The following is a 22,281-nucleotide window of genomic DNA, read 5'->3' as shown; positions in this document are numbered from 1 at the left end:
GTGTCCCCCAAAGAACTCTGGCCTGCCGGAATCCCGGCACGCCGGCTAGAGAATCAGACTGTGCGTTGGATGGCTGGAACCACCCAAGACGTGATGCGCGCTGTAGAGAACATTGTCCACAAATGTCCCGTACTTTGCCACGGTAGTCCTGCCGGCGAAGAGGTCAAGGCCCGGACGATGCAAGGTGGGCAGGCGCAAGGTGGGGGCCCTCATGGAAGACCAACGAAAACCGCGCCGCCACCGGGATAGTTCCCGGTAACAACGCGGTTCTTCTTGGGCCCCCTGTCGGATTCGAACCGACGACCCCCGCTTTACAAGAGCGGTGCTCTGGCCAACTGAGCTAAGGAGGCATTCCTGTGCGCCGGTGGCACCGGGCCGCGATGAGGGGCCTGGCGCCATGGCGCTAGATAAGGTTAGCCCACGGATGCCCGGTGATAAAAACAGGCCCGGCTCCGGAAGAATCCGGAACCGGGCCCGCAGTTGCTGCCGGATCCTGCCGCCTACTGCTTGGCGTCGATGGCGGCCTGGAGGAACTCCTCGAACGGGGTCTGGGCGCTCTCGCCCTTGCCCCACTGCTGGCCCTCAACGAACACGGTGGGCGTGCCGGTGACTCCGATGGAGGCTGCCTGCTGGGTGGTGTACTTCACCCACGGGCGGTACGTTTTCTCGTCCACGCACGTTTCGATGCTCTTGGCCCCGACATCGGTGGCCATCTTCTTCAGATCTGCATCCGAGATGCCGGCGCCGCCTTCGGCGGGCTGCTGCTCAAACAGCGCATTGACGAAGTCCGCGTACTTCTCCGGGGATTCGTTCACAACGCAGGCAGCGGCGTTGGCCGCGCGGGAGGAGTAGTTCGTGGTGGAGCGTGTGTCCAAGAAGCCCAGCGGGCGGTACTCCACGGTGATCTTGCCTTCGTTGCGAAGGTTCGTGAGGGTCTCGTTGTACTGGGTCTCAAAGTTCTTGCACACCGGGCAGATGAAGTCGATGTAGAGGATCACCTTGACCGGTTTGCCGGCCTCAGCCTCGGCGCCGGGCGCGGTCACTACCGCCGGCGGGGTTTCCGCCGGAGCGGGAATGTCGGCGACCCGGACGGTCGCAGGCTCGGTCTTCGCGACCTCGGAGTTTGCCAGCAGCGTGACGCCGCCGTAAACGTTGCCGTTGGCCGGGGTGGGTCCCTCGTCCGCAATCGGGGCGTTCTTCTGAATGTTCGAGGTGACGACCAGCGCCACGACCACAATGATGGCCACGACGGCGGCAACGATGCCCCAGCCGATGAGCAGCTTGTTGCGCTTGTCCTTCTTCACCTGCGCCTCGCGGATTTCACGGGCTTTCTCGCGGGCCGCGGCAGTTCGCTCTGTTTTGGACTGACGGGGTTCGTTTGCGGGGCTCATTAGTTCCTCGGGTCGATCGGCCGGTGATATCCACTGGGTGGCAATTCATCATTTTAGGGGAGAAAACTGGGAACTTGCGCTTTCAACCTTCCTCCCCGCCTCCCACCGGACGAATAGCACAGAAGATTCGGCCGGGCTAGGGTGGATAGGAGCCACGAGCGAATCCCAGGGAGCACCAATGCAGGCAACCAAACACGCCGAATCGGATCCAGAATCCACCGGCGCGGACGCGCACGGCACCAGCGCACCCGGCCCCAGCGACACTGACCCGGACGCGCAGTATGACTTCATGGTGGTTTCCAACCGTCTGCCGGTCGACCGCTGCTCCCCCGACGAGCCCGGATGCGAGGACGGCTGGCGCCGTTCCCCCGGCGGCCTGGTCACCGCACTGGCCCCCATGATGACCAAGACCGACGGCGCCTGGGTCGGCTGGCACGGCGCCCCGGATGAGCATGTCCAGCCGTTCAGCCACGGCGGCATCGACCTCGTTCCCGTCCAGCTGAGCACACACGACATCGAATTCTTCTATGAGGGTTTCTCCAACTCCACCCTCTGGCCGCTCTACCACGACGTGATCGCCCCGCCGGAGTTCCACCGGACCTGGTGGGACTCCTACCGAAAGGTCAACCGACGCTTCGCGGACGCCGTCATCCACCACGCAAACCCCGGCGCCACTGTCTGGGTGCAGGACTACCAGCTCCAGCTCGTCCCGAAGATGCTGCGCGAGGCGCGTCCGGACCTGAAAATCGGGTTCTTCAACCACATCCCCTTCCCGCCGCCGGAGATCTTCGCCCAGCTGCCGTGGCGCCGCGCCATCATCGACGGGCTGCTGGGCGCTGACCTGGTCGGCTTCCAGCGCCCCAGCGACGCCGGGAACTTCATGCGCTCCGCCCGCCGCTTCCTCGGCGCCAGCGTCAAGCAGCAGCAGATCCACGTCAAGGGCGCTGACGGGAAGACCACCCATATCGCCCGCGCCCAGGCCTTCCCCATCTCCATCGACGTCAAGCAGATCAGCGAGCTGGCACGGAACCCGGAGATCGTCGAACGATCCCGGCAGATCCGCCGGGATCTCGGTAACCCGAAGACCATCCTGCTCGGCGTCGACCGGCTCGACTACACCAAGGGCATCCGGCACCGGCTCAAGGCCTACGAGGAACTCCTGGCGGACGGCAAAGTGTCGGTCGAGGACGCAACCCTGATCCAGGTCGCCAGTCCCAGCCGGGAACGGGTGGAGCACTACCGCCTGCTGCGCGAAGAAGTAGAGGGCACTGTAGGCCACATCAACGGCACCTACGACACCATGCAGAACACCGCAGTGCGCTACCTGCACCACAGCTACCCGATCGAGGAGATGGTGGCGCTCTACCTGGCGGCGGACGTTATGCTCGTCACCGCCCTGCGGGACGGGATGAATCTCGTGGCCAAGGAATACGTCACGGCCCGGACCAACAATGACGGCGCGCTGGTGCTGAGCGAGTTCGCCGGCGCCGCGGACCAGCTCAAGCAGGCCCTGCTGATGAACCCGCACGACATCGACGGCCTCAAGGACACCATCATGAAGGCCGTCCACATGCAGCCCGCGGAGGCCGCACGCCGCATGCGCTCGATGCGCAAGCAGATCCTGGACCACGACGTCGATCTCTGGTCCTCCGACTTCCTGAGCACACTCGAAGAAAAGGTGATCCGCGATGACTCCTGAGCTTTCCCCTGGTCAGACGCCGCTCTCGCTCGCCCCGGACCTGCTGGAGGCCCTGCGCCACATCGCCGCCACCGAGCACCTGCTGGTCGCCATGGATTTCGACGGCACGATGGCACCCCTGGTGGACCATGCCGGGGATGCCCGCGCGCTCCCCCGCTCGGCAGCTGCCTTCGCCGCTCTTACGGAACTGCCACGGACGACGACGGCGCTCATCTCGGGGCGGGCCCTGGACAGCCTGCGGGCGGTCGCCTTCCCCCCGGAGAAGACGCTGCTGATCGGCAGCCACGGCGCCGAAGTCTGGATGGGACCTGGGTCCTCGAAACTGGAACTCGATGACGCCCGCCGGGAACTGCTCGCCGAGGTCCGGCGCGAGCTGGAGGGCATCGTGGAGGTGGCACCGGGAACCCTGCTGGAGGACAAGCCGGCCGGCGTCGTCCTGCACACCCGGCTGGCCGCGGACGACGTTGCCGAAGACGCCGTCGCCGCTGCCCGCGCCGTCCTGCAGGACCGGCCCGGGGTGTACCTGAAGAACGGCAACCGCGTGCTGGAGACCTCGGTGGTCCACTCCTCCAAGGGAGAAGGCATCGCGTTCCTGCGCCAGGCCAGCGGCGCCACAGCCACGGTCTTCGCCGGCGATGACACCACCGACGAGGACGCCCTGGCCCGGCTGCTCCCCGGGGATCTCGGCGTGAAGGTCGGCCTGGACTTCACCCAGGCCCAGTTCCGGATCGAAGCGCCGGCACACCTATCCGAGCTGCTGGAGGCCCTGCTGCGGGAACGCAGACGCGCCCTCGGACTGCCGGACCTTACCTCATAGCGCTACCCGGGTAAGCCGGATCACGTGTGACATCCGCAACATTTTGGCCCTTTTGCCAAAAATATGACATAGTATGGTTGTGATGTGGCGCACAAGTACCGTGCGGCGTCATTGGATACTCCTCGGCTTCGGCCGGGGAGTATACGCACGACTAGGTGCTGACAACTGAATTAACAACTGAATAATAAGACCATTCACTACGGATCGTCCGGCACGTACCTGCCGGTGAAGGGATTGATAACTGTGGCTACAGTTACTTTTGATAACGCAACACGTCTGTACCCGGGCACGGATAAGCCCGCTGTTGACAAGCTCAACATTGAAATCGCCGATGGCGAATTCCTGGTCCTCGTTGGACCTTCCGGCTGTGGCAAGTCGACCTCCCTGCGCATGCTCGCAGGTCTTGAGGACGTCAACGCCGGCCGGATCCTGATTGGCGACCGCGATGTCACCGATGTCCCCCCGAAGGACCGCGACATCGCCATGGTCTTCCAGAACTACGCCCTCTACCCGCACATGACGGTGGCGGACAACATGGGCTTCGCCCTGAAGATCGCCGGCGTCAGCAAGGAAGAGCGCGCCGAGCGTGTCCGTGAAGCCGCCAAGCTCCTGGACCTCGAGCCTTACCTGGACCGCAAGCCGAAGGCACTCTCCGGCGGCCAGCGCCAGCGTGTTGCCATGGGCCGCGCGATCGTGCGTAACCCGCAGGTCTTCCTCATGGATGAGCCGCTGTCGAACCTTGATGCCAAGCTCCGCGTGCAGACCCGCACGCAGATCGCGTCCCTGACCCGCCGCCTCGGCGTCACCACGGTCTACGTGACCCACGACCAGGTCGAGGCCATGACCATGGGCGACCGCGTCGCCGTGCTGAAGGACGGCCTGCTGATGCAGGTCGACACCCCGCGCAACCTGTACGACAAGCCCAAGAACGTCTTCGTGGCCGGCTTCATCGGCTCCCCCGCCATGAACCTGCTGGAACTTCCCGTCGTCGACGGCGGCGTGCAGTTCGGCGGCACCGTCTACCCGGTACCGCGCAACGTCCTCGAAGAAGCCCACGGCCAGACCGTCACGCTCGGCTCCCGCCCGGAGGACCTCGAGCAGGTCGCCCAGGGTGAAGGCCTCCAGGTTGAGGTCGACGTCGTCGAAGAACTCGGCGCCGACGCCTATGTCTACGGCCACACCACGCTGGACGGCCAGAGCCACGATATCGTGGCCCGTGTCGACGGCCGCCGCCCCCCGATGAAGGGTGAATCCATCTGGGTCCGCCCGCAGTCGGGCCACGTGCACCTGTTCGACACCAAGACCGGCCTGCGCCTGGGCGACTAGTCCCCACCCACCCACCGGCACTGCACGACTGACGGCGGTCCTCCCCAGTGGAGGGCCGCCGTCGGGCTTTAACTGCCAGGCAGCACCCTTTCGTTAGGGCCGGCGCCCTTAGTACGGAAGAATTGGCTCATGACCGAGGACAACCACATCACCGAGGAAAACAGTGCCCAGTGGCACGACGAACCCACCGACTACGGTCAGATCGGCAAGCTGCCCCGGTTCGAAGCCGCCAGCGCCAATGACAGCAAGTCGTCCGTGGCCTCGAGCTCGCTGAGCATCACCGCCGCGGCGACCGACCCGGAGCTGCTGGACCTGCCGTGGCACATCTCGCTGGAGGACTGGCCGGCGGAATACCTCGCCGCGCTCCCCCGCGGCATCTCCCGCCACATCGTGCGCTTCGCCCACCTTGGCGGCTCGGTCATCGCCATCAAGGAAACCTCGGAACACGTGGCCCGCCACGAGTACCACATGCTCCGCAAGCTCGCCCGGCTGGACGTGCCCTGCGTGGAACCGGTCGCCGTCATCACCGGCCGCACGACGCCGGAGGGCCGGCCGCTGAACCCAGTGCTGGTCACCCGGCACCTGAAGTTCTCCATGCCCTACCGCGCCCTCTTCTCGCAGATGCTGCGCAAGGACACCCTCACGCGCCTGATCGACGCCCAGGCCCTGCTCATGGTTCGCCTGCACCTGATCGGGTTCTACTGGGGCGACGTCTCCCTTTCCAACACGCTGTTCCGCCGCGACGCCGGCGCGTTCGCCGCCTACCTCGTGGACGCGGAAACCGGCGAGCTCTACCCGGACCTGTCAACGGGCCAGCGCGAATACGATCTGGAAATCGCCCGGGTCAATATCGCCGGTGAACTCATGGACCTGCTCGACGGCGGCCTGATCGAGGAAAAAGTGGACCCCGTGGCCACGAGCGAACTCATCATGGACAGCTACCGGCGCCTCTGGACCGAGCTGACGGAGAAGGAATCCTTCGAGATCGGTGAGCGCTGGCGGGTGGCGGCCCGCATCCGGAAGCTCAACGAGCTCGGCTTCGACGTCGAAGAATACGCGATCAAGACGACGCAGAACGGTTCGACGATTCAGCTGCAGCCCAAGGTGGTCGACGCCGGCCACCACCAGCGCCGGCTGCTGCGCCTGACCGGCCTCGACGCCCAGGAAAACCAGGCCCGCCCGGCTGCTGAATGACATGGACTCCTTCCGCGCGGACAACAACCCCGGAATGGACGAGGAATACAGCGCCCACCTGTGGGTCAGCCAGATCTTCGAACCGATTGTTCGTTCCATCCCCCGCGACCTGTCCGGGAAGCTGGAGCCCGCGGAGGCCGTGCACGAGATCCTGGAGCACCGCTGGTACATGTCCGAGAAGGAGAACCGGCACATTCCGCTGGCCGAAGCCGTGCAGTCCTACATCGACTCCGAGCTGCGCCACCGCCGGGACGAGGCGGCCATCATGCTGAACCCGGACACGGGGCTGCTGAAGATCCTGGAGGTGGAAACGGAGGAATCCCGCTACGGCGCCGACGAATCCATCGAGGAGTACCCGGACTCCGACGACTGAGTGCACACCCGACTCACTCGCAGCAGGGGCCGTTCTGAGCCCTCAAAACGGCCTTTGCTGCGAGCTAGTTGGGGGGGCCGGTCGTGGCACGGCCGCGCTAAATCGCCTTGCCCGGGTTCAGGATGCCGGCCGGGTCGAAGAGCTCCTTGATCCGGCGCTGCAGTTCGCGCACGGGCTCCTTCTGTTCCAGCCCGAGCCAGCGCAGCTTAAACTGGCCGATCCCGTGCTCCCCCGTGATGGTGCCGCCCATCGCCAGCGCCACGGTGATGGATTTGTCCAGGGCCTCGCCCAGCCGCCCCATGGCATCGGCTCCCACAGCGTTGTCCACCCGGTCCACCCAGAACGTCGGGTGCAGATTGCCGTCGCCGGCGTGTGCCACCACCTTGAGCCTGACCCCGTACGCCGCCGCCATGGCTTCCAGCTCAGCGACATAGTCCACGAGCCGGGAACGCGGGACGGCGACGTCCTCGCCCACCCGGTATTCGTCGTCGACCTCCACCCCGCGGCTGTTGCGCCGCAGCTCCACCAGCCGCTCCGCCTCCGCGCTGGCTTCCATGGTCACGACCGCGCCGCCGGCCACGAGGACGGGCCGGATCGCAGCCGCTTCCGCCGCTGCGCCGAAGCCGTCGGTCTGGATCAGCAAGAGGGACTGTCCACGGGCGGCGAGGTCCGAGCCGTGGAGCGCATCAAGCTGGGCCAGGGTGCCGCTGTCGAGCAGTTCCATGATGGCCGGCTGCACGCGTGCCCTGCCGACGGCAAGGACACCGGCCGCGGCGCTGCGGAAGTCCGGGTAGAAGGCGGCGATCGTGTGCACGTCCTGCGGGAGGTACTTGAGCCGGACGGTAATGCCGACGACGATCCCCAGGGTCCCCTCGGAACCGACGAAGAGCCCGGTGAGGTCGTAGCCGGCGACACCCTTGAAGGTCTGGTGGCCGGTGTGGATAAGCGAACCGTCCGCCAGCACGACGTCGAGCGCCAGCACGGAGTCGCGGGTCACCCCGTACTTTGCGCAGCGCAGGCCGCCGGCGTTCGTGGCCACGTTGCCGCCGATCGTGGACTGCTTGAAGCTGGCCGGGTCCGGGGCGTACATGAGTCCGTGGACTGCGGCGGCCGCATTGAGGTCCGCGTTGATGACCCCGGGTTCGACGACGGCTGTTTCGTCATCGGCGTTGAGGTCCAGGATGCGGTTCATCCGTTCCAGGCTCAGCACAACGCAGTCCTTGCTCGCGTGCGCACCACCCGAGACCCCGGTCCCGGCGCCGCGGGCCACGAGCGGAACCCCGCGGGCGGCGCAGGCGCGGACGGTGGCCTGGACGTCTTCGATGGATTCGGCCCGGACCACGGCCTGCGGCAGCTGGTAGTCCAGCACCGGCGCCTGATCCACGGCGTAGACAGTCAGGGTGGGCGCGTCCAGGGCGACTTTGGCCGGTCCCAGGGCAGAGGTGAGCTCGTCGATGATGCTCATGCGGTCTCCAGTTCGTCGACTCCGGCCTTCAGTCTAAGGCGCGGACCCGGGAGCGCCGGATTGGGCGCCAAGGGATCATCCCTGGCGGGCTGTCGGAGACCTCAGCTAAGGCTCTGGGGGCGGCGGCATTGTCCGTGATGCGGCTCACAGTTGCAAGCGCTTCCAAAGTGCCGGGAGATGTGACATTGAAAAGTCACATTACTGGCGGGTAGCAGGCGGGGTGCCACCCGAGACCCGAAGAACCGTCCTGTGCGATATAGCCGCACGTCAGCGTGCCGGCAGGAGACGCCGAACGGATACTATCCATACGCTGGCAGAAAGCGCACAGCAGGATTCCGGCTGGAAGCGTTTTCAATCTGCCTGATTCGGCCTTACGATTACCCGCATGTCCGTTGACTCAGCACTCGCCGCCCCCGCCGAACTGACCGGGGCCCTGACCGGCCCCCTGACGCCGGTGCACCCCGCAGATCATCTCCCTGGCTGGTGGCGCTCCGCCGTCATCTACCAGGTGTACCCGCGCTCGTTCAGGGACCTGAACGGGGACGGCGTCGGCGACCTCGCCGGCATCACCGCCGAGCTGCCGAAGCTGGCGGAACTGGACATCGACGCCGTCTGGCTCTCCCCGTTCTACCGTTCCCCGCAGCGCGACGCCGGCTACGACGTCAGCGATTACTGCGATGTGGATCCCCTGTTCGGCACGCTGGCAGACTTTGACGCCATGATGGCCGAGGCCACGCGGCTGGGCCTGCGGATGATCGTGGACCTGGTACCGAACCACTGCTCGGACCAGCACGCCGCTTTCCAGGCTGCGCTGGCCGCGCCCGCCGGCAGCCCGGAGCGGGACATGTTCATCTTCCGCGACGGCCGCGGCCAGTACGGCGAGGAGCCGCCGAACAACTGGGAGTCGCACTTCGGCGGCCCGGCCTGGACCCGGATCGCCGATCCGGACGGCACCCCGGGCCAGTGGTACCTGCACCTCTTTGACACTTCCCAGCCGGACTTCAACTGGGACAACGATGCCGTGCACGAGGAATTCGAGCAGGTCCTGCGTTTCTGGCTGGACCGCGGCGTTTCGGGCTTCCGGGTGGACGTTGCCCATGCCCTGGTCAAGGCCCCGGGGCTGCCGGAATGGGGCGGCCGGGCCGACGGGAACAGCTGCGACGGCTACCCCGGCCATGACGCTCCGATGTTCGGGCAGCCCGCGCTGCACGACATCTACCGCAAATGGCGGCGGATCCTCGCCGAATACGGCCCGGACCGTATCCTGTGCGCCGAAGCGAACGTGGATCCGCTCCCCCGCCTGGCCGACTGGGTCCGGCCGGATGAAATGCACCAGGCCTTCAACTTCCCGTACCTGCACGCCGGCTTGGACGTCCACCGCATGCGCGGGGTCATCACCGAATCCCTGACCGCGCTCGACTCCGTCGGGGCACCCAGCACCTGGGTGCTCTCCAACCACGACGTCGTCCGGCACGCCACCCGGTTCGGCTACGACGGCCACGCACCGCGCGACGGCGACGGGATCGGCGCCTTCGATCCCCAGCCGGACGAGGCCCGTGGCCGCTCCCGGGCCGCGGCCGCGTCCATGTTCATGCTCGGACTGCCCGGCGGCGCGTACCTTTACCAGGGCGAAGAGCTTGGCCTGCCCGACGGGATCGACATCCCGGACAGCCAGCGGCAGGACCCCACGTTCGGGCGCACCGGCGGCGAACGCCTGGGCCGCGACGGCTGCCGCGTGCCCCTGCCGTGGCGCGCCGCCGAACTGCACGCCGGATTCGGCGACGGGGCCGCCCCGTGGCTTCCCCAGCCGGCAAGCTTCACGGGCCTGGCGCGTGACGCCCAGGCCGCGTCGCCGTCGTCACACCTCAACCTGTACCGGCGCATGCTGGCAGTCCGGCGCGAACTGGGGCTCGGCCAGGGTTCCCTGGCCTGGGCGGAGCAGTGGTGCACGGACAGCTGCCTCGCGTACCTGAACGGCACCACCCTGGTACTGCTCAACGTGGGGCATGAGGCTGTCGAACTCCCCGCCGGGCGGGTGCTGCTGCGCAGCTCCCAGGCCTCCGCCGGGGACGGTCCCTCGTCATCTGATCCGGCCGGCCCGGGGCATCGGTTAGGCTCAGGGGAAACTGTTTGGCTGGAAATCTACATCGAGGACGCGGAGAGCTAAGAATGCCCGGCATCAAGGACGTCGCTGAGCGGGCTGGCCTCTCCATAGCCACCGTTTCGCGGGCCTTGAGCGGCAAGGGAAATGTCTCGGCCCGCAGCCGGGAACGCGCCCAGAGCGCCGCTGCCGAACTCGGCTTCGTCCTCTCGTACCATGCGTCCAGCCTGGCCTCCGGACGGAACCACAACGTGGGCGTTGTGGTTCCGTCCGTGCACCGCTGGTTCTTTTCCTCGGTTGTGGAGGGCGTCTCGGCCACCTTGCTGGACGCGGGCTATGACCTCACGCTTTACAACGTCAGCGAGGGGCAGGAACGCCGGCACAGCGTGCTGAACGACTTCCTGCTGCGCAAGCGGGTGGACGCGGTGATTGCCGTGTCGCTGGAGCTCAGCGAAGCCGAGATCCAGCAGCTGCTCGCGATCCACCGGCCCATCGTCGGCATCGGCGGCCCGCTGCCCGGCGCCTCCACCATCCGCATCGACGATTCGGGTATTGCCCGGGCCGCGGCCCGCCACCTGATCCAGCTCGGCCACAGCAAGATCGCCCACATGACCGGTGACGCGGCCTACGAGCAGGACTTCCGCCTGCCGGGCACCCGCCAGGCCGGGTTCAAGAAGGCCATGAATGACGCCGGGCTGGCGATCCGGCCGGAATGGCAGGTCTCCGCCGACTTCACCATCCAGGGCGCCTACGCCAGCGCCCGGCAACTGCTCGGCGGCTCCGTGGAGCGGCCGACTGCCGTCTTCGCGGCGTCCGATGAAATGGCGATCGGCATCATCCTCGCCGCCCGCGACTTCGGGCTGCGGGTACCGGACGACCTGTCCGTGATCGGCATCGACGGCCACGAACTCGGTGGGGTGTTTGGTCTCACGACGATTGACCAGGACGCCCGCGGCCAGGGCGCGCTGGCTGTCCGCCGCCTGCTGGCCGGGCTCGACGGCGCCGGGGACACCGGGGCGGCGGACACCGAGTACCCCACGCGCTTTGTAATCCGTTCCAGCACGACCGTTCCGCCGGTGGACACGGCGCCGCTCCACTAGCCCGGGGGAATCTAATGAGCCAGGAACGCACCACCGGACATCGAGAGGGATGGGTCGGAACTGTGCTCTGGGCGCTGCTTGTCGTCGCGTCGATAACCCTCATGAGCACAGGGCTGCTGAGAGCGCTGTTCTTCGGCTTTACACCGGAGCCGGCCCTCGTGGAGGATGCACGCGTGGGAGGACTGTTCATCCTCGCCGGAGCCGTGGCGTCCTTGGGCGCGGCTCTCTGGTCGGCGTTGCGAGGTGACCCGCGCTGGGTCACTACGTTCGTCGCGGCGCCGGCGGTCCTGGTCGGTGGCATCGCAGTGTTTGCCCCCTACAGTCTCCTCCGCCACATCGCAGCTGTTGCCGCCTTCCCCCTCGCACTAGCTGGTCTCTTTGGCGGGCTGCCTCGGGAACGCTTTGGGGCCGGAAGCCTTAGGCGCCAGCCCCGCCCATGAACCGCACGAAGCGGTCCAGGACTCCCGGCCAGCCGGCGGCGTACTCGGCCCGCGTTGCGGCGGGGTCCTCGGCACCTTCCCACCCGCTGTGCACAAGGCGGAGCTCGGTTCCGCCCTCCACGGCCCGGAACGCGACGCGCAGCTCCGTGGACCAGACGGCGGACGTACCGGGGTGCCAGCTGGCGTGGAAAGAGAGCGGGGGCTGCCAGTCATCGATGGACCCCCAGATGGCGGTCCTGCCGTCGTCCGCGCTCTCCAGGACCAGGTTCTCTTCGAATTCAACATAGGAGCCGGCACCGAAGACGCTGTGCTCCTCCAGGGGCCACCAGAGGTGCGTGTGTTCGGTGAATCCAACAAAGGCACGCGCCACTGCCCCCGGGACAATAACGGTGTACACGACAGGCTCCAGCCCGTCGGCTGCTGCCGGCTCCGGTGTCTCGGCGGCGTCAGGGGCTGCGTGGCTGAAGAGGTTGTCCATGGGCAACAACTCTACCCGCGGCCCGTCACTCCCTCACGTCCTGGCAGGAGAGCGGCTGGCGGTGTGGGTCCGGGCTGGAGGACCATGACGGCGATTCTCTAGGAAGTGTTTGGGCGTTAAATGCGGGAGAGCCCCAACCGTGTGGTTGGGGCTCTCGACCGTTTAATGATGTTCCGGCGGTGACCTACTCTCCCACACCCTCCCGGGTGCAGTACCATCGGCGCTGTGGGTCTTAGCTTCCGGGTTCGGAATGGGACCGGGCGTTTCCCCCACGCTATGACCGCCGTAACCCTTGCTCCCGTTCCCGTCACGGCCCCTGGGGGTGTGGCGGGTGGGAAATCTGTGGTGTTACAACTGTGGTGTTGTTTATTTTGTTGTGGTTTTTGTTCCTCAAGCAACGGGTTTGTTGTTTGGGAACCACATAGTGGACGCAAGCAGTCTTGTTATCTTTGTACTCTCTTCATGGTGTGAACGTCTTTTGAATCCGTTCACGAAGGGAGTGTGTGGTGTAAGTTATCGGCCTATTAGTACCGGTCAGCTTCACGAGTCGTTAGTCCTCGCTTCCACATCCGGCCTATCAACCCAGTGGTCTGGCTGGGGGCCTCTCACACACAAGGTGTATGGAAATCTCATCTCGAAGCGAGCTTCCCGCTTAGATGCTTTCAGCGGTTATCCCATCCGAACGTAGCTAATCAGCGGTGCACTTGGCAGTACAACTGACACACCAGAGGTTCGTCCGTCCCGGTCCTCTCGTACTAAGGACAGCCCTTCTCAAATTTCCTGCGCGCGCAGCGGATAGGGACCGAACTGTCTCACGACGTTCTAAACCCAGCTCGCGTACCGCTTTAATGGGCGAACAGCCCAACCCTTGGGACCTACTCCAGCCCCAGGATGCGACGAGCCGACATCGAGGTGCCAAACCATGCCGTCGATATGGACTCTTGGGCAAGATCAGCCTGTTATCCCCGAGGTACCTTTTATCCGTTGAGCGACGGCCATTCCACAATGTACCGCCGGATCACTAGTCCCGACTTTCGTCCCTGCTCGAGATGTCTCTCTCACAGTCAAGCTCCCTTGTGCACTTACACTCGACACCTGATTGCCAACCAGGCTGAGGGAACCTTTGGGCGCCTCCGTTACTTTTTAGGAGGCAACCGCCCCAGTTAAACTACCCATCAGGCACTGTCCCTGACCCGGATTACGGGCCGAAGTTAGATGTCCAAAGTGACCAGAGTGGTATTTCAACGATGACTCCACCCGAACTGGCGTCCGGGCTTCAACGTCTCCCACCTATCCTACACAAGCCACTCCGAACACCAATACCAAACTATAGTAAAGGTCTCGGGGTCTTTCCGTCCTGCTGCGCGTAACGAGCATCTTTACTCGTACTGCAATTTCGCCGAGTTTATGGTTGAGACAGCGGGGAAGTCGTTACTCCATTCGTGCAGGTCGGAACTTACCCGACAAGGAATTTCGCTACCTTAGGATGGTTATAGTTACCACCGCCGTTTACTGGGGCTTGAATTCTCAGCTTCGCCTTGCGGCTAACCGGTCCTCTTAACCTTCCAGCACCGGGCAGGAGTCAGTCCGTATACATCGTCTTGCGACTTCGCACGGACCTGTGTTTTTAGTAAACAGTCGCTTCCCCCTGGTCTCTGCGGCCCCTGCACGCTCCGGACAGCTAGTGTCCATCACGATGGGGGCCCCCCTTCTCCCGAAGTTACGGGGGCATTTTGCCGAGTTCCTTAACCATAATTCTCTCGATCGCCTTAGTATTCTCTACCTGATCACCTGTGTCGGTTTGGGGTACGGGCGGCTAAAACCTCGCGTCGATGCTTTTCTAGGCAGCATAGGATCACCGAATCCCCCCTTACGGGAGTCCCATCGGGTCTCAGGCATCATGAACGGCGGATTTGCCTACCGTTCGCCCTACATCCTTAGACCGGGACAACCATCGCCCGGCTCGGCTACCTTCCTGCGTCACACCTGTTAATACGCTTGCCTCCCAGGATCAGGTCCCGCGCTCCACCAAAACCCGGGTCGCCACAAGGGCGGCCGGGCAGGTTTCGGGCGGTTAGTATCCCCTGTTCAGCATGGGCGGTTTTTCGCCGGTACGGGAATATCAACCCGTTGTCCATCGACTACGCCTGTCGGCCTCGCCTTAGGTCCCGACTTACCCAGGGCAGATTAGCTTGACCCTGGAACCCTTGATCATTCGGCGGACGGGTTTCTCACCCGTCTTTCGCTACTCATGCCTGCATTCTCACTCGTGTAGGCTCCACCGCTGGTTTACACCGCGACTTCACTGCCCACACGACGCTCCCCTACCACTCCAGACGCCTGAACCAACCCACAAGGGGCGGCTTAGCTAATATCTGAAATCCACAACTTCGGCGGTGTACTTGAGCCCCGCTACATTGTCGGCGCGGAATCACTTGACCAGTGAGCTATTACGCACTCTTTTAAGGATGGCTGCTTCTAAGCCAACCTCCTGGTTGTCTTCGCAACTCCACATCCTTTCCCACTTAGCACACGCTTAGGGGCCTTAGTTGGTGGTCTGGGCTGTTTCCCTCTCGACTATGAAGCTTATCCCCCACAGTCTCACTGCTGCGCTCTCACTTACCGGCATTCGGAGTTTGGCTGACGTCAGTAACCTTGTAGGGCCCATTAGCCATCCAGTAGCTCTACCTCCGGTAAGAAACACGCAACGCTGCACCTAAATGCATTTCGGGGAGAACCAGCTATCACGAAGTTTGATTGGCCTTTCACCCCTACCCACAGCTCATCCCCTCCATTTTCAACTGAAGTGGGTTCGGTCCTCCACGACGTCTTACCGTCGCTTCAACCTGGCCATGGGTAGATCACTTCGCTTCGGGTCTAGATCACGCCACTGCAACGCCCTATTCAGACTCGCTTTCGCTACGGCTTCCCCACACGGGTTAACCTCGCGACGTAACACTAACTCGCAGGCTCATTCTTCAAAAGGCACGCCGTCACCAGAATCAGACTGGCTCCGACGGATTGTAAGCACACGGTTTCAGGTACTGTTTCACTCCCCTCCCGGGGTACTTTTCACCTTTCCCTCACGGTACTGGTCCGCTATCGGTCATTAGGGAGTATTTAGGCTTATCAGGTGGTCCTGACAGATTCACACGGGATTTCTCGGGCCCCGTGCTACTTGGGATACTCCCCGGGCGGTACACAACATTTCGGTTACGGGGCTCACACCCTCTCTGGCCGGCCTTTCAAGACCGTTCACCTATGCCTGTACTACACACCCCACTGTCCCGGCAGAGACAGAATGGGAAGTCCCACAACCCCGACCATGCAACGCCCGCCGGCTATCACACATGGAACGGTTTAGCCTGATCCGCGTTCGCTCGCCACTACTGACGGAATCACTATTGTTTTCTCTTCCTGCGGGTACTGAGATGTTTCACTTCCCCGCGTTCCCTCCACGCACCCTATGTGTTCAGATGCGGGTCACCAGGCAGCTCGCGCCCCTGGCGGGGTTTCCCCATTCGGACACCCTGGGATCACAGTCCGGTTATCGACTCCCCCAGGCTTATCGCAGATTCCTACGTCCTTCTTCGGCTCCTAATGCCAAGGCATCCACCGTGTGCTCTTAAAAACTTGACCACAAAAGATCAATAAAACGCTATTCTTTCGAGAGAACCACAGAAACCATCACCCCACCCCTAAGGATGAGACAACAGATCCAGGTTCATATATCTTGGAAATTGCTTCTTATAAAAGATGCTCGCGTCCACTATGTAGTTCTCAAACAACAACCCCGTACCACACACCCCACACACGCATTCGTGTGTGCTCGGTGCAGCCAGGAAACCAGAAACACAAGTCCCACACCACGCCGCCCCCGCGCCGGACTCCCCCGTAAGGGAACCCGCGCAGAGCTGCGTGCCGTGGTCCTGTTGCCTCAGGACCCAACAGTGTGCCAAACACTAAACCGCCCGTTACCCTCCCAGGCACCGTTCCAGGACCACCACCCCAAAGGGGCGTGTATCCGTACTGGGTGCCGGGGAAAAACCGGCGGCCGCTATTTGCTGATATTCCACCCGTGAGCACCCGCCGCAGAACTAGCGTCTGCGCAACGGGCGTACTCCTGACAACCCCTCCACACCCGCATACACGGGGCAAGATGATTGTAGGTGCTCCTTAGAAAGGAGGTGATCCAGCCGCACCTTCCGGTACGGCTACCTTGTTACGACTTAGTCCCAATCGCCAGTCCCACCTTCGACAGCTCCCTCCCACAAGGGGTTAGGCCACCGGCTTCGGGTGTTACCAACTTTCGTGACTTGACGGGCGGTGTGTACAAGGCCCGGGAACGTATTCACCGCAGCGTTGCTGATCTGCGATTACTAGCGACTCCGACTTCATGGGGTCGAGTTGCAGACCCCAATCCGAACTGAGACCGGCTTTTTGGGATTAGCTCCACCTCACAGTATCGCAACCCTTTGTACCGGCCATTGTAGCATGCGTGAAGCCCAAGACATAAGGGGCATGATGATTTGACGTCGTCCCCACCTTCCTCCGAGTTGACCCCGGCAGTCTCCTATGAGTCCCCGCCATAACGCGCTGGCAACATAGAACGAGGGTTGCGCTCGTTGCGGGACTTAACCCAACATCTCACGACACGAGCTGACGACAACCATGCACCACCTGTAAACCGACCGCAAGCGGGGCACCTGTTTCCAGGTGTTTCCGGTTCATGTCAAGCCTTGGTAAGGTTCTTCGCGTTGCATCGAATTAATCCGCATGCTCCGCCGCTTGTGCGGGCCCCCGTCAATTCCTTTGAGTTTTAGCCTTGCGGCCGTACTCCCCAGGCGGGGCACTTAATGCGTTAGCTACGGCGCGGAAAACGTGGAATGTCCCCCACACCTAGTGCCCAACGTTTACGGCATGGACTACCAGGGTATCTAATCCTGTTCGCTCCCCATGCTTTCGCTCCTCAGCGTCAGTTAATGCCCAGAGACCTGCCTTCGCCATCGGTGTTCCTCCTGATATCTGCGCATTTCACCGCTACACCAGGAATTCCAGTCTCCCCTACATCACTCTAGTCTGCCCGTACCCACCGCAGATCCGGAGTTGAGCCCCGGACTTTCACGGCAGACGCGACAAACCGCCTACGAGCTCTTTACGCCCAATAATTCCGGATAACGCTTGCGCCCTACGTATTACCGCGGCTGCTGGCACGTAGTTAGCCGGCGCTTCTTCTGCAGGTACCGTCACTTTCGCTTCTTCCCTACTGAAAGAGGTTTACAACCCGAAGGCCGTCATCCCTCACGCGGCGTCGCTGCATCAGGCTTTCGCCCATTGTGCAATATTCCCCACTGCTGCCTCCCGTAGGAGTCTGGGCCGTGTCTCAGTCCCAGTGTGGCCGGTCACCCTCTCAGGCCGGCTACCCGTCGTCGCCTTGGTGAGCCATTACCTCACCAACAAGCTGATAGGCCGCGAGTCCATCCAAAACCACAATAAAGCTTTCCACCCCCCACCATGCGATGAGGAGTCATATCCGGTATTAGACCCAGTTTCCCAGGCTTATCCCAGAGTTAAGGGCAGGTTACTCACGTGTTACTCACCCGTTCGCCACTAATCCCCCAGCAAGCTGGGATCATCGTTCGACTTGCATGTGTTAAGCACGCCGCCAGCGTTCATCCTGAGCCAGGATCAAACTCTCCGTTGAAGTAAAACAGACACACCATGCGCCCCCGGGAAAACGGGATGCACACAATGCACAAAATTTGAAACCAGCTGTAAAAACCAGACCACACCACGGGGTGGCAGGCCTGATCAATTCAACCAATTCAATACAATAAATTGGTATCAACAAACTTGGCACACTATTGAGTTCTCAAACAACAGACACACCCGGCACCACCACAACCTCAGCCGTGGATCGCTCCGGAGCAACTTTACTAACTTACCGGGCCGCTTCACCCTTGTCAATTCGGCGCCCCGACTCAGGCTTGCCGTGAGGCATCTGGGTCGTGGTGGCCGTTCAACTCCGGGGAGCAGCGCGGAAATAAACTCTACCACCACTTCGCCCCGCTGACAAAGGGGCGTCCGAGCGGGCTGCGCCAGGGCATCAAAAAGCCCGGAATCACGGGGATTCCGGGCTCTTCGACGACGCTACGCCGGGCCGTTAGGGACGGCAGTCAATAGTCAGCCCACCGGCTTGAAGTACGCGGCACCCAGCGGGGGCAGCGTGACAATCAGGGTGGCCGGCTGGCCGTCGATGGCCAGGTCCGGGGCAGTGAGCGTTCCCTCGTTCAGGACGCCGGAACCGCCGTACGCGTCGGCGTCGGTGTTCAGCACTTCCTCCCACTGCCCCACCGCGGGGACCCCCAGGTGGAAGTCGACGTGCGGGGCTCCTGAGAAGTTGAAGGCGCACACCAGCGGGTTGCCCGCGGCGTCCCGGCGGATGAAGGTCAGGACATTGCGGTTGGAGTCCCCGCCATTGATCCACTGGAAGCCGGCGGGGTCGTTGTCCCGTTCGTAGAGCGCCGGGGTGGCGCGGTACAGCTCGTTAAGGTCCTTGGCCAGGAGCTGTATCCCCCGGTGCGCCGGAATTTCCGCCAGCCACCAGTCGAGGCCGTGCTGCTCGGACCATTCGGCTTCCTGGCCGAATTCGGTGCCCATGAAGATCAGCTTCTTGCCCGGGTGGGCCCACTGGTAGCCCAGGAAGGCGCGCAGGTTCGCCAGCTGCTGCCAGCGGTCCCCCGGCATCTTCCGCAGCATCGACCCCTTGCCGTGCACAACCTCGTCATGGCTGATCGGCAGGAGGAAGTTCTCCGTGTAGGCGTAGACCATGGAGAAGGTGATGGTCCCGTGGTGCCACCGGCGGTTGAACGGATCCTCGGACATGTACTTGAGCGAGTCATGCATCCAGCCCATGTTCCACTTGATCCCGAAGCCCAGGCCGCCGTGGCTCGTGGGTGCCGTGACACCCGGGAAGGCGGTGGATTCCTCGGCGATCATGACCGCACCGGGGTGCGTCTTGTAGACCGTGGCGTTGACTTCCTGCAGGAAGGAGATGGCTTCGAGGTTTTCCCGTCCGCCGAAGCGGTTCGGCTGCCACTGCCCCTCCTCGCGGGAGTAGTCCAGGTAGAGCATCGAGGCGACGGCATCCACGCGCAGGCCGTCGATGTGGAATTCGTCGAGCCAGTAGAGCGCGTTCGCGACCAGGAAGTTGCGCACTTCGCTGCGGCCGAAGTCAAAGATGAGCGTTCCCCAGTCCGGGTGCTCGCCCAGGTTGGGGTCGGAGTGCTCGTACAGCGCTTCCCCGTCGAACCGGGCCAGCGCCCATTCGTCCTTGGGGAAGTGCGCCGGCACCCAGTCCAGCAGCACGCCGATGCCGGCCTGGTGGAGTTCATCCACAAGGTACCGGAACTCGTCGGGGTGGCCGAAGCGAGATGTCGGGGCGAAGTAGGACGTGACCTGGTAGCCCCAGGATCCGCCGAACGGGTGCTCCGCCACCGGCATGAGCTCCACATGCGAGAAGCCGAGCCACTTGACGTATTCGACCAGTTCCTTGGCCAGTTCCCGGTAGCTGAGTCCGACCCGCCAGGAGCCAAGGTGCACTTCGTAAACGCTCATTGGCGAGTTGTGCGGATCCCGGGCGGCGCGGGCTTCCATCCAGTCGGCATCCTTGAACGCGTAGGAGGGCTCCACAACACGCGATGCCGTCAGCGGCGGAACCTCCGTGCCGAAGGCCATCGGATCCGCCTTCTCCACCCAGTAACCGTCTTTAGTCCGGATCTCGAATTTATAGCACGCCCCTGCTAAAACGCCGGGGATGAAAAGTTCCCAGACCCCGGAGGAGCCGAGGGACCGCATCGAGTGCTGACGGCCGTTCCAGCCGTTGAAATCGCCCTTGACGCGGACCGCCTGGGCGTTCGGCGCCCACACGGCGAAGGAGACGCCGTCGACGTCGCCCATGGCGGACTTGTAGTGCTGGACGTGCGCGCCGAGCACATCCCAGAGACGCTCGTGGCGGCCTTCGCCGATCAGGTGCAGGTCGAGCTCGCCAATGGTGGGCAGGTACCGGTACGGGTCGTCGGTGGGCTCCGGCGCGTGGCCCTTGTAGCTGACTTCTAGCCGGTAGTCGGGCACGTGGCCGGTTTCCAGCGGTTCCAGCACGGCAACCCACACTCCGCCGGACTCGTGCGTCATCGGGAAGGTGCCGGTCGCGGTCACCACGGAGACGGCTTCGGCGAGGTGCTTGACCGTTCGGATGGTGACGTGGCCGTGGTCATCGAGATGCGCGCCCAGGACCGAGTGCGGCGCGTGGTGTTCGCCGGCGGCGACCCTCGCCAGGGTGTTGGCGTCCACGGGCAGTGGACTTCCGGGACGATCGATACGTGCTGAGCCTGTCATTTTGATACCTTCCGCTGCGGCTTCGGCAGGAACGCCGGAACCTGTACTACCGAGGAGACGACGTGATGCGTGGACCGGAATGGAGAGCCAGTCGGGCCTGTTGCGTAGTTCGTAGATGACTTCGTAAAGGGCTTTGTCGAGCCACAGCGCGACGAAGAGCGGGGAATCGCGGTCGATGCTGCCGGGGATGACTTCGGCGTACCCGGCCAGGAAGGCCTCGGCGCAGTCGTCCACCCAGTTCTCCGGGACGTCCGCCTCCGGGTGCTCGCGGACGGCCGCGCCGGCGGCGTAGTCGAAGGACCGCAGCATGCCGACAACGTCGCGCAGCGGAACGTCCGGGAAATTGCGCTCCGAGATGGGCCTGAGGGGTTCCCCCTCGAAGTCCAGGATGGCCCAGCGTGGCGCCTTCCCGGCCCCGCCCGGAACCTGCAGGATCTGGCCCAGGTGGAGGTCACCGTGGATCCGCTGCAGGGTCCCGGCGCCGCTGCCCTCGAGGCGCTCCAGGAGCCGGTCCAGCGCCTCATCGTAAGGGCCGACGGCGGTCCCGGCCTGCGCCCAGGACTGCCGCACCCGCCGGGCTACGCCGGGCGCGATGTCGGTTCCCGGGACGGATTCAGATGCGACGCCCAGGGCATGCGCCAGGCGGCGGTGCACCGTGGCGGTGGCGGCGCCCAGGGCGTGGGCCTCGGGGGTGAAGTCCCGGCCCTCGCTCGCCGCGTTGACGGCGAGCCGCCAGGCATCCAGTCCGCCGGCGAGGAACTCGTGCGCCACGGCCAGTTCGCCGCGCGCGGGGCGGGTTTCCAGCGATCCGGCGGGTGCCTCCGCCCACTCCGCGGTCACCCAGCCGAGGGTGGCAGGCACTTCGACGGTCCGCTCCGCGGTCAGGGCGGCGCCGATTTCCACCTCGGGGTTCTGGCCTTCGGAGAGCACCCGGAAGAACTTCAGGATCGCGGCCGACTCGCCGTCGTCGACGATCACGGAACTGTTGGACTGCTCCCCGGTGAGGACCTTGACCACGCCGGTGGCGCGGGGCAGGACGTAGCCGGACTCCGTGAGGTGGCCGGTGGCGTTCCCGTCCGGGGTGGCGCCGCTGTGGCGCATGAGGTCCAGCCAGGCCGCGATGAACTCGGCGTCGTGGACGCCGTCGTACACCCAGAGGGCGCCGGGAGATCCGGCGTCGTCGGCCGCAGCGCCGACGGGGACGGGTTCTGACAGTTGCCCGATCAGCGCCGCGTCCGCCCCCGGCAGGGGCTCGCGGCGGATGCTGAGCGGGACCTGCACGACGTTGGTGCGCGAGCCGTCCGGCGTCGGGTAGCTCACAGCCAGCAGCAGCACCTCGAGTTCGGCGCCGGCTGCAGCGCCGCCGGGACCGGCGGTTAGGCGCAGTCCCCCGGCGGATTCGAAGCTGAACGCGGCGCTCTTGACGGGGAACCAGCGCTGGCGCGGAAGCCAGCCGCCGAGCAGTCCGCTCAGGGCCGGGGTAAGGGTGGGTCGGGTCAT

10 protein-coding genes, 1 tRNA gene, 3 rRNA genes and 1 pseudogene are annotated in these 22,281 nt (G+C 64.1%); 7 read left to right on the top strand and 8 right to left on the bottom strand.

Features of this window, described 5'->3' with window-relative positions:
* Nucleotides 1–276 precede the first annotated feature (276 nt).
* Together AC06G6_RS03390 and AC06G6_RS03385 are read right to left on the bottom strand one after the other, a co-directional pair.
* Nucleotides 277–350, bottom strand: a tRNA-Thr gene (locus AC06G6_RS03390).
* Between the two features lie 150 nt (nucleotides 351–500).
* Entirely contained in the window at nucleotides 501–1,391 is an 891-nt protein-coding gene (locus AC06G6_RS03385) for a DsbA family protein (RefSeq protein WP_479826352.1), read from the bottom strand.
* A gap of 289 nt (nucleotides 1,392–1,680) precedes the next feature.
* On the opposite strand from AC06G6_RS03385, the gene AC06G6_RS03380 reads away from it, so the two are divergent.
* The 4 genes and pseudogenes from AC06G6_RS03380 to AC06G6_RS03365 all read left to right on the top strand — a co-directional run bounded on the left by AC06G6_RS03380 (nucleotide 1,681) and on the right by AC06G6_RS03365 (nucleotide 6,800).
* Nucleotides 1,681–3,090 carry an alpha,alpha-trehalose-phosphate synthase (UDP-forming) gene (locus AC06G6_RS03380; RefSeq protein ID WP_479828521.1) on the top strand — a complete coding sequence of 470 codons (1,410 nt, stop codon included), beginning with the start codon at nucleotides 1,681–1,683 and terminating at the stop codon, nucleotides 3,088–3,090.
* On the top strand, nucleotides 3,080–3,907 hold the full coding sequence (otsB, locus tag AC06G6_RS03375) for a trehalose-phosphatase (protein WP_479826350.1): 828 nt from the start codon (nucleotides 3,080–3,082) through the stop codon (nucleotides 3,905–3,907). The genes AC06G6_RS03380 and otsB overlap by 11 nt, the downstream gene beginning before the upstream one ends.
* Nucleotides 3,908–4,150: 243 nt before the next feature.
* A complete protein-coding gene (locus AC06G6_RS03370) occupies nucleotides 4,151–5,233 on the top strand; it encodes an ABC transporter ATP-binding protein (protein WP_479826348.1) in 1,083 nt (360 codons plus the stop codon).
* A gap of 147 nt (nucleotides 5,234–5,380) precedes the next feature.
* Nucleotides 5,381–6,800: pseudogene (locus AC06G6_RS03365) on the top strand (DUF4032 domain-containing protein).
* Nucleotides 6,801–6,897: 97 nt separating this feature from the next.
* Here the strand turns inward: AC06G6_RS03365 and AC06G6_RS03360 are convergent.
* Complete coding sequence (locus AC06G6_RS03360) at nucleotides 6,898–8,265, bottom strand: FAD-binding oxidoreductase (RefSeq protein ID WP_479826346.1); 1,368 nt, start codon at nucleotides 8,263–8,265, stop codon at nucleotides 6,898–6,900.
* A gap of 385 nt (nucleotides 8,266–8,650) precedes the next feature.
* Here AC06G6_RS03360 and AC06G6_RS03355 point away from each other — a divergent pair, with 385 nt between their 5' ends.
* From AC06G6_RS03355 to AC06G6_RS03345, 3 genes are read left to right on the top strand one after another with little or no spacing between them, the layout of a single operon-like run.
* Complete coding sequence (locus tag AC06G6_RS03355; RefSeq protein WP_479826344.1) at nucleotides 8,651–10,432, top strand: glycoside hydrolase family 13 protein; 1,782 nt, start codon at nucleotides 8,651–8,653, stop codon at nucleotides 10,430–10,432.
* A gap of 2 nt (nucleotides 10,433–10,434) precedes the next feature.
* A complete protein-coding gene (locus AC06G6_RS03350; RefSeq protein ID WP_479826342.1) occupies nucleotides 10,435–11,466 on the top strand; it encodes a LacI family DNA-binding transcriptional regulator in 1,032 nt (343 codons plus the stop codon).
* Between the two features lie 14 nt (nucleotides 11,467–11,480).
* Nucleotides 11,481–11,906, top strand: a complete 426-nt coding sequence (locus AC06G6_RS03345) for a hypothetical protein (RefSeq protein WP_479826340.1) — start codon at nucleotides 11,481–11,483, stop codon at nucleotides 11,904–11,906.
* Here AC06G6_RS03345 and AC06G6_RS03340 read toward each other — a convergent pair.
* The 5 genes from AC06G6_RS03340 to AC06G6_RS03320 all read right to left on the bottom strand — a co-directional run bounded on the left by AC06G6_RS03340 (nucleotide 11,884) and on the right by AC06G6_RS03320 (nucleotide 22,281).
* Nucleotides 11,884–12,384: an SRPBCC domain-containing protein gene (locus tag AC06G6_RS03340; protein ID WP_479826338.1), complete on the bottom strand. Its 501-nt coding sequence runs from the start codon at nucleotides 12,382–12,384 to the stop codon at nucleotides 11,884–11,886. The two genes, AC06G6_RS03345 and AC06G6_RS03340, sit on opposite strands and share 23 nt — an antisense overlap.
* A gap of 171 nt (nucleotides 12,385–12,555) precedes the next feature.
* Nucleotides 12,556–12,672, bottom strand: a 5S ribosomal RNA gene (gene rrf / locus AC06G6_RS03335).
* Between the two features lie 215 nt (nucleotides 12,673–12,887).
* Nucleotides 12,888–16,023 (bottom strand): 23S ribosomal RNA (locus tag AC06G6_RS03330).
* A 541-nt stretch (nucleotides 16,024–16,564) separates the two neighbouring features.
* Nucleotides 16,565–18,088 (bottom strand): 16S ribosomal RNA (locus AC06G6_RS03325).
* The 16S, 23S and 5S rRNA genes sit together here, the layout of an rRNA operon.
* Nucleotides 18,089–18,567: 479 nt before the next feature.
* Nucleotides 18,568–22,281 carry a 1,4-alpha-glucan branching enzyme gene (locus AC06G6_RS03320; RefSeq protein WP_479826337.1) on the bottom strand — a complete coding sequence of 1,238 codons (3,714 nt, stop codon included), beginning with the start codon at nucleotides 22,279–22,281 and terminating at the stop codon, nucleotides 18,568–18,570.

It is taken from the genome of Arthrobacter sp. CJL-S3 (assembly GCF_056711635.1).
The sequence above is the reverse complement of the archived record's forward strand: the minus strand, read 5'-3'. Positions and strand labels throughout refer to the sequence as shown.